Raw genomic sequence first — 8,330 nt, 5'->3', positions numbered from 1 at the left:
ATCAATCTGTCGCGATCGATTGAATAATTAATGGCCTGCCTGATTTTTTTTAAGCGCAATGGCGATTTCTTCACAATTGAAAGATTGGTATCAACCAATATACCTACATACTCGGTACATAAGTATGGGCTTTTGGTTAAGGTAAATTTTCCTTTGTACTTCGAGGTCATTTTTCCGCTTTTGGTCAGGATATCGTCGCGGTAACTGCCGTCAACATTATAGTAGAAATCCAGGTCCTTTTTCAGGAAACTCATGAAACCACTTTGTTTATCGGTGATGAAGCTGGCTTTTACAGCATCAAGGTAGGGTAATGCCATTCCTTTGGCGTCTTTTTCAAAATAATGCTCGTTTTTTAAAAGCACTAATATTTCACCTTCTTTCCAGTATTTAAATTTAAAAGGGCCGGTGCCAACAGGATGACTTCTGAAATCCTTACCATAATGTTCTACAACTTCTTTGGGTACAACAGAGCAGTATTGTGTAGTAAGTAAACTCATAAAGGGTGGGAAAGGACGCACCAGTTTGATCTGGAAAGTAGAATCATTTAACGCGATAAAATTATGCTTATCCTTCACTTTATCACTAAAAATCCACCCGCCCGATGAGGCGACCTTTGGATCGATTAAACGATAAAAACTATATACAAAATCACTTGCGGTTACTTTTCGGCCTTTGCCATTTTTAAAAATAGGATCATCATGAAAGTAAACATCCTTACGCAGGTTAAAAGTGTAAGTTAAAGCATCTTCCGAAACCTGCCAGCTTTTGGCTATGCAGGGCAGTGTTTGCAAGGATGAATCGATCTGTACCAAACCATTAAAAATCTGGTTGGTCATCCAGATGGCATTCTGGTTGCGCGCAAAGGCCGGATCAATAGAGGTTAAACCCTGATCGAGATTAATATTGAAGACTTTTTTGTCCTGATGATCAGCATTTTCCTTACAAGAAAAGAATAAGCTTACACAAAAAAACCAAAATATATAATTAAATGAGCCTCGCATGCGATCAGGAATGTTATTTTTGCACAAATTAATAAATTTAATGCAGATGTCTTTTTTAAACGATTTATTTATCGGCCTCGATGCTGCTCACCAAGAAGAATTACAGGAACGTTTAGATTTAGTGGAGCACAAGATTAAGTTTATGGATAAAATGCCTGTAGCCTGCTTAGATACGAGCAACAATCCGGAATATTTTTTATCGGAAGAAATTTCGCTGGCAGGTGGAATGATAGCGACTGACATACTAAGCGCTGTTTTTATTATTTACTATCAGCCGGGTAAAACTTTAACCGATTTAATGAGAGAAGTACCTGCGGCATTAAATACCGATTGGCAAGCGGTACAAAACAACAGAATCATTTTATTAAATGACGATGTTAACCGCGAAAGAACTGCTGAAAATGCCGTCTCGCTAATAGAAGATATCGCCGAAATGTTACACCCGGGTTCTTTTATCTTTGGTCACGAAGGTGATAAATGGATCAGATTTGGCGCATAGGGAATGTGAGATTTGAGAGACTAGATATGAGATGTGAGACGGTTGATGGGAGACTGGCCGTTGCACTTAAAACCTTTCAACTCTCTAACTTTTTCAATGCTTGCGCTCGTTTCCAAACGAGTGCATAAATAGTAATACGATTTAATCGTTTGAGACGATAGGCAATTCAACGCTTGTTGGCCTAATCTTATTGCGATGATTAGACTTGCAACCTTTTAACTTTCCAACTTTTACCTTCCGGCCCTCCACCTTCCAGCCTTTAAATTTCCTTAATCTGGTATTCTTCTATTTTACGGTAAAGTGTGGTTAAACCAATCCCCAGTAATCGCGAGGTTTCTGTTTTATTCCCTTTGGTATGGATGAGTACTTTTTGAATGTGTTGCTTTTCTATCTGTTGTAGATTATAATCATTTTCTATTGGTGCAAATTCAAAAAATTCGGGAGGTAAGGCGGTAGCGCTTAAGGTATCTCCATCCGACAGGATTACCAAACGTTCGATCACATTTTTAAGTTCCCGGATATTTCCTTTCCAGCTATGATCGCTCAATATTGATAAAATTTTATCATCCATTTTTGGTGCTGATCGGTTTACTTTATCTGCAAATTCTTTTAAGTAGTGTTTTGCCAATGCAGGGATGTCGGCTTTCCGATCGCGTAACGGTGGTAAGGTAATGGTGAAAACCGAAAGCCGATAATAAAGATCGGAGCGGAATTTTCCAGAAGTTGCATCGGCTTTTAAATTTTTATTTGTGGCGGCTAATATCCGAACATTTACCTGTTGCGTTTGGGTATCGCCTACTTTGATAAAAGTCTGACTTTCGAGTACACGCAATAGCTTTGCCTGTAAATCGAGGTTCATCTCGCCGATTTCATCCAGTAATAATGTGCCACCATTAGCTTCTTCCAACAGGCCTTTCTTGTCTTTATTGGCCCCAGTAAAAGCCCCGGCTTTGTATCCGAAGAGTTCGCTTTCCAGTAAATCAGGGCTAAAGCCACTGCAATTTAAGGCCACAAATGGTTTTGCTGCCCTAGGGCTTTCGTAATGGATAGATTGAGCGAAAACTTCCTTTCCAGTTCCAGTTTCGCCCAATAACAAAACAGTTGTATCGGTTGCACTTACTTTCTTGGCCAGATCAATCGCTTCCTTTAAAGCTTTTGATTGACCGATTATGGTTTCGAAGCTGTGTTTTTTAGCAATTTTGTTTTCCAGATCGGAAACCCTGCGCTGCAGATTTGATTTATCCATCGCCTTGTACAAAAGCGGAATAATCTTGTCGTTATCATCGCCTTTTACCAGATAATCGAATGCCCCGTTTTTAATTGCCAAAACGCCATCGGCAATGGTGCCGTAAGCAGTAAGATTTATAATTTCGACATAAGATTTTATGGCTTTGACATCTTTAACCAGCGCTACTCCATTAACATCAGGTAGTTTAACATCGCTGATTACAATGCTGACATCGTTATTTTTAAGCAATTTAAGGCCTTCTTTTCCAGTATTGGCTTGTAAGGTCTTAAATCCTTCTAATTCTATAATCCTGGAAAGTAAACTGCAGATTTTCTTTTCATCATCGATGATGAGCACCATGCCATTCATAGGTAAAATTTATGCTGCAATATTAAGTATAAAAATATCGAAAGATGATGAGGTGGATAAAATAAACAACTTTGGTTTTTAAACTTCAGGCTTCCGACTCCAGACTCCCAACTCCTTTTTCCTCGGTCTGTGTCCTCACAGAACGAAAGGATAAATATTGCTAAATTGGATTTAGAAAAGAAAGGAGTGACCTGTGGAGACATAGACCACTGGTTGAGATTAAATGATTTTTCGTAAAACCGAGTAAGGTCTTCGACTACGCTCAGACTGACAAATGTATGGTTATCTTTGGTCTTTAAGCTTTGGTCTCCCGACTCCAGACTTCCAACTCCGGACTTATTTTGTACCTTTTTCGTTTCCGAAGCATTAAAGTAAAAGCTTTTTGAGCATATTTGGTTTTTGCAAAACAAATTCTATGTTTAAGAGACTRACCGCAATATTCATATTTTGCTTTCCAGCAGTTTTTTGTGCTGCCCAACAAGTACGCCCAGCCAGATCTTCTGAAATTTATAGAGAGATAAAAACGTTAAAACACCTTCCGAAAGTTTTATATCTGGCTGCTCACCCCGATGATGAGAATACTGGTTTATTATCTTGGTTAATCAACGATCAAAACGTAGAAACAGCTTATTTGTCGCTTACCAGGGGAGACGGCGGACAAAACCTTTTGGGCACCGAACAAGGTGCAGCCTTAGGCCTGATCAGAACACACGAACTTTTGGAAGCCCGTAGATTGGACGGTGCGCAACAATTTTTCACCAGGGCAATCGATTTCGGATTCTCTAAAAATACCAACGATACTTTTAAACAGTGGGATGCCGATAGCATTACCGCCGATGTGGTTTGGGTGATCAGAAAATTTAGGCCGGATGTAATTATCTGTCGTTTCCCGCCAACTGCTGCTGCGGGTCACGGTCAGCATGCTGCTTCGGCGGTTGTGGCGGAAAAAGCATTTAAGGCTGCTGCTGATAAAAATATGTTTCCAAACCAGCTTAAATATGTATCTGTTTGGCAACCAAAAAGACTATTGTGGAACACTTTTAGGTTTGGTTCAGTAAATACCACAGCCGAAAATCAATTAAAGGCAACTGTTGGGCAATACGACGCACAATTGGGAATGGGTTATGGTGAGCTGGCAGGATTAAGCCGAAGTTTACACAAAAGCCAGGGAGCAGGAACACAATCGGTGGCCGGTGTACGTTCCGATTATTTTACAAATGTTTTAGGCGATCCTGCTAAAAGAACTTTGTTCGATGGCTTAAGCCTTAACTGGTCAGACAAAGGTATAGGCGATATTGATGAACTAATCGATATTATCCTGTTATCTTTCAATTATAACCAACCCGATAAGAGCCTGCACGGATTGTTGATGCTGAGAAAGAAAATTGCCGAATTGCAGGATGCAGCCTTGAGAAAAGATAAGCTTGCGGCTATCGATAACATCATTTTAAGCAGTATAGGTTTTATGGGTGAGGTGGTAACCAATCAACCCGAAGCAATTGCCGGCAATAGTTATAATTTTCGTTTAAACTTAATTTCAAGATCGGCCACCCCTGTTATTATTGAAGGTGTGAACTGGTTAAACCAGACAGATAATTTAAATAGAAAGCTTGCTAACGACTCGCTGATTACCATTGAACGTAAAATCCAGATTCCGGCAGACGCGGCACTTACTGAACCTTATTGGTTAGCCAAGCCTGCAAAAGATGCGGCAACATTCAGCGTAGCTAACGATACTTTAATCGGGCTTCCAGAAATGCAATCGCCTGTTAATGTGCTGTTGTCGCTGAAAATAGRGGCGGAAAAATTTAAAATCAGATTGCCTTTATCGTATAAAAAATTAGATCCTGTTAAAGGTGATGTTGTAGAAGCACTGAGGATCATTCCCGCTCTCGATTTAAGTTTTAGCGAGCCAGTTTATTTCGCTAAAGAAAAAGAAGCTTTAAATGTTAGCCTTCGTTTGAAGGCCAATAAGAACATCAATTATGGTAAGATAAGTTTCAAGATCGGCAACCAGGTAGTGAAAACCTTCCAGGGGATTAACCTGGCAGAGAATACCATCAATACGATGAATTTTCTTCTTCCGGTTGAAGATTTAGCCAAAATTAAAACCAGCCAGAATAAATTAGAAGCTGTTTTTTCATCAGAAGCGAATGAATATTCAAAAGGACAGGTATTAATTCAGTATCCTCATTTGCCAACACTACAGTATTTTGTTCCGGCCACAACCTGGTTGATTAAAGGAGATACAAAGGTGCTGGCGAAAAAAGTTGGGTATATTGAAGGGGCTGGAGATCTGATCCCTGAGTTTTTAAGACAGGCAGGTTTGCAGGTTGATGTATTAACAGAAGCAGATATCCTGAACTCAGCAAAACTGGCAAGTTACGATGCCGTGGTAACAGGAGTAAGGGTAATCAATACCGAAAAAAGAATTAAAAACTGGCAAACTGCTTTGCGCGGTTACGTAGAAAACGGTGGAACCATTGTGATGCAGTACAATACCACCCAAGATATGGCGCTACAGGATTTTGGTGTTTATCCGTTTAGCATCAGTGGTAAAAGGGTGACCGAAGAAAATGCAGAAGTTAAATTTTTAAAACCTGAACATAAACTGTTAAACTACCCAAATAAAATTACTGCTGACGATTTTAAAGGATGGGTGCAGGAGCGCGGTGCTTATTTCCCTGATAAATGGGATGCTAAGTACGAACCGCTTTTCGAGATGCACGATACCGATGAAGAACCGCTTCAAGGATCGACCCTGTATGCAAAATATGGCAAAGGGAATTTTATTTATACACCATTAGCATTTTTCAGGCAATTGCCTGCCGGAAATGTTGGCGCAGCCAGATTGTTCTTTAACTTTTTATCGGCTGGGAAGTGATGAAAAATCAATTCAAAAACTGGAATACCTGGTATATTTTACTCGCTTTGGCGCTGGTATTTCAGATTGTATTTTATTACCTGTTTACTAAATTCTGGGCATGAGTAATATCGATTGGGCAGTACTGATATTTACTTTGCTTGCTGTGGTAACCTATGGTGTTTTTATTGGTCGTGGGCAAAAAAGCAATGCTTCCTATTTAAAGGCCGGTAATAAAATGCCCTGGTATATTGTGCTATTGGGTATTATGGCTACGCAGGCCAGTGCTATTACTTTTTTATCAGCACCAGGACAGGCTTATACCGATGGCATGCGCTTCGTGCAGTATTATTTTGGTCTGCCGTTGGCAATGATTGTTATTTGCATTACTTTCATCCCGATTTTTCAAAGGTTGAATGTATATACCGCCTACGAATACCTGGAAAACCGTTTCGATAAAAAAACAAGGGTTTTAACTTCGTTGCTGTTTCTGTTTTCGCGGGGATTATCAACAGGGATCAGTATTTATGCACCAAGTATTATCCTCTCCAGTGTTTTAAACTGGAATATTTATTTAACCAATATCCTTACCGGCGGGATTTTGTTGATTTATACCTATGTTGGTGGTGCAAAAGCAATTGCACACACACAGAAACTGCAATTTTTAATCATTTTAGGGACAATGGCCTTTGCCGGATATCTTTTGGTGCAGCATATGCCTAATGGAATCGGGTTTAAAGATGCACTTTACCTGGCCGGCAAATCGGGTAAATTAAATGTAATTACCACCGAATTCGACTGGAAGGATAAATATAATATCTGGAGTGGTTTAATCGGAGGTTTTTTTCTCGCGCTTTCTTACTTCGGCACAGATCAGAGCCAGGTTGGAAGATACATTACCGCGAAAGACAATACCAATGCAAAAATGGGCTTACTGTTAAATGGATTGGTTAAAATCCCGATGCAGTTCGCTATCCTGTTAATCGGCGCATTATTGTTTGCTTTCTTCTCATTAAAGCCGGCACCGATTTATTTCAATGAACGTTCCTATCAGTATTTAAAAGAAACTCAGCCTCAACAAGCAGCAGCTTTCGAAAAAGAACACAATGCTTTAGCGCAGAAATTTAACCAGCAATCAAAAAATATCCTGGTAGAAAAGGAAAAGCAACTACCATCGTTAAATTCTTCGATAGAAAACTTTAAATCAACCCAAAAGCAGGTAAAAGAACTGCACGGTAGGGTAGAAGAGGCCATTAACAAGTCGAATTACAATGCAGAGAAAACCGATACCAATTATATCTTTTTATACTTTGTAAAGAACACCCTTCCCGTTGGGATGATCGGCCTGCTTTTCGCAGTCATCTTTTTGGCGAGCTGGGGGTCTATTTCTGCAGCGCTGAATTCTTTAGCCGCCTGTTCGTTAAAAGATGTACACCTCATTTTTGGCAAAAAAGAAGTAGACGACGAGACTGAACTGAAATATAGCCGTTTGCATACTTTGGCCTGGGGCATTTTTTCGATAGCTGTTGCCATGTTTGCTACACAAATGGGCTCCTTAATAGAAGCTGTTAACGTATTAGGTTCACTTTTCTATGGACCAATCCTGGGTATTTTCCTGGTGGCATTTTATTTTAAAAAGATAAACGGACCTATCGTATTTATTGCTGCCATCTTATCCGAAATTACTGTTGTAACAGTGTATGAGTTCGATATTGTTTCATTCCTTTGGCTCAATGTAATCGGTGCAGCAGCGGTAATTATGTTCTCGGTAATTGGTCTGTTATTTTCAAATCCAAAAACTTTAGTCGACAAATAAACCTAATTTTTACGTGCAGCAGATATTTGCTCCCCGGGCGCATGCCTAAATTTTAATACCTTTATTTTCGACAAAATAGATAACGCTAAATATGAACGACGCTTGGATTGATAGGTGGAATGACCGATACAGTACCGATGAATTTGCTTATGGCGAACAGCCGAATAACTATTTAAAAGAGCAGTTGATGCAGCTCGAGCCCGGAACAATACTTTTTCCGGCAGAAGGCGAAGGCCGAAATGCCGTTTTTGCAGCTAAACTCGGTTGGAAGGTTTCGGCCTTTGATATCAGTGTTGAAGGAAAGAATAAAGCACTTCAATTCGCAGAAAACAATAACGTTAGCATTGATTACCAGGTTGGCGAACTTCAGGAGCTGGACTATAAAGCTGAACAGTTTGATGCCATTGCCTTAATTGGCCTTTGATATCAGTGTTGAAGGAAAGAATAAAGCACTTCAATTCGCAGAAAACAATAACGTTAGCATTGATTACCAGGTTGGCGAACTTCAGGAGCTGGACTATAAAGCTGAACAGTTTGATGCCATTGCCTTAATT

6 protein-coding genes are annotated in these 8,330 nt (G+C 39.8%); 4 read left to right on the top strand and 2 right to left on the bottom strand.

The genetic code is table 11. The features are described from left to right. On the bottom strand, positions 1-1,028 hold a 1,028-nt coding region (locus AC1DND_RS12520; RefSeq protein ID WP_477582012.1), incomplete at its 3' end, for an ABC transporter substrate-binding protein. Positions 1,029-1,047: 19 nt separating this feature from the next. Here AC1DND_RS12520 and AC1DND_RS12515 point away from each other — a divergent pair. Beyond that, positions 1,048-1,500 (top strand): substrate-binding domain-containing protein, encoded by a 453-nt coding sequence (locus tag AC1DND_RS12515; protein ID WP_029275832.1) that lies wholly within the window; start codon positions 1,048-1,050, stop codon positions 1,498-1,500. A 259-nt stretch (positions 1,501-1,759) separates the two neighbouring features. Here AC1DND_RS12515 and AC1DND_RS12510 read toward each other — a convergent pair whose 3' ends face one another. Continuing rightward, on the bottom strand, positions 1,760-3,097 hold the full coding sequence (locus AC1DND_RS12510) for a sigma-54-dependent transcriptional regulator (RefSeq protein WP_477582010.1): 1,338 nt from the start codon (positions 3,095-3,097) through the stop codon (positions 1,760-1,762). A gap of 415 nt (positions 3,098-3,512) precedes the next feature. Between AC1DND_RS12510 and AC1DND_RS12505 the strand changes: the two genes are divergently transcribed. The 3 genes from AC1DND_RS12505 (at position 3,513) to AC1DND_RS12495 (ending at position 8,200) form a co-directional block, all read left to right on the top strand. Continuing rightward, positions 3,513-5,981 (top strand): PIG-L family deacetylase, encoded by a 2,469-nt coding sequence (locus tag AC1DND_RS12505; RefSeq protein ID WP_477582008.1) that lies wholly within the window; start codon positions 3,513-3,515, stop codon positions 5,979-5,981. 100 nt (positions 5,982-6,081) lie between these two features. After that, positions 6,082-7,776: a sodium:solute symporter family protein gene (locus AC1DND_RS12500; protein WP_477582007.1), complete on the top strand. Its 1,695-nt coding sequence runs from the start codon at positions 6,082-6,084 to the stop codon at positions 7,774-7,776. Between the two features lie 91 nt (positions 7,777-7,867). After that, positions 7,868-8,200, top strand: coding sequence for a class I SAM-dependent methyltransferase (locus AC1DND_RS12495; protein ID WP_477582005.1), 333 nt, complete (start codon positions 7,868-7,870; stop codon positions 8,198-8,200). Positions 8,201-8,330: the final 130 nt, after the last annotated feature.

Source organism: Pedobacter sp. 01N416, assembly GCF_056399685.1.
This window is presented reverse-complemented; position numbering and strand designations above follow the sequence as displayed.

Bases quoted from the DNA above. Each gene is read 5' to 3' on its own strand.
- AC1DND_RS12500 (WP_477582007.1), top strand. From the start codon at position 6,082: ATGAGTAATATCGATTGGGCAGTACTGATATTTACTTTGCTTGCTGTG.
- AC1DND_RS12510 (WP_477582010.1), bottom strand. From the start codon at position 3,097: ATGAATGGCATGGTGCTCATCATCGATGATGAAAAGAAAATCTGCAGT.
- AC1DND_RS12515 (WP_029275832.1), top strand. From the start codon at position 1,048: ATGTCTTTTTTAAACGATTTATTTATCGGCCTCGATGCTGCTCACCAA.
- AC1DND_RS12495 (WP_477582005.1), top strand. From the start codon at position 7,868: ATGAACGACGCTTGGATTGATAGGTGGAATGACCGATACAGTACCGAT.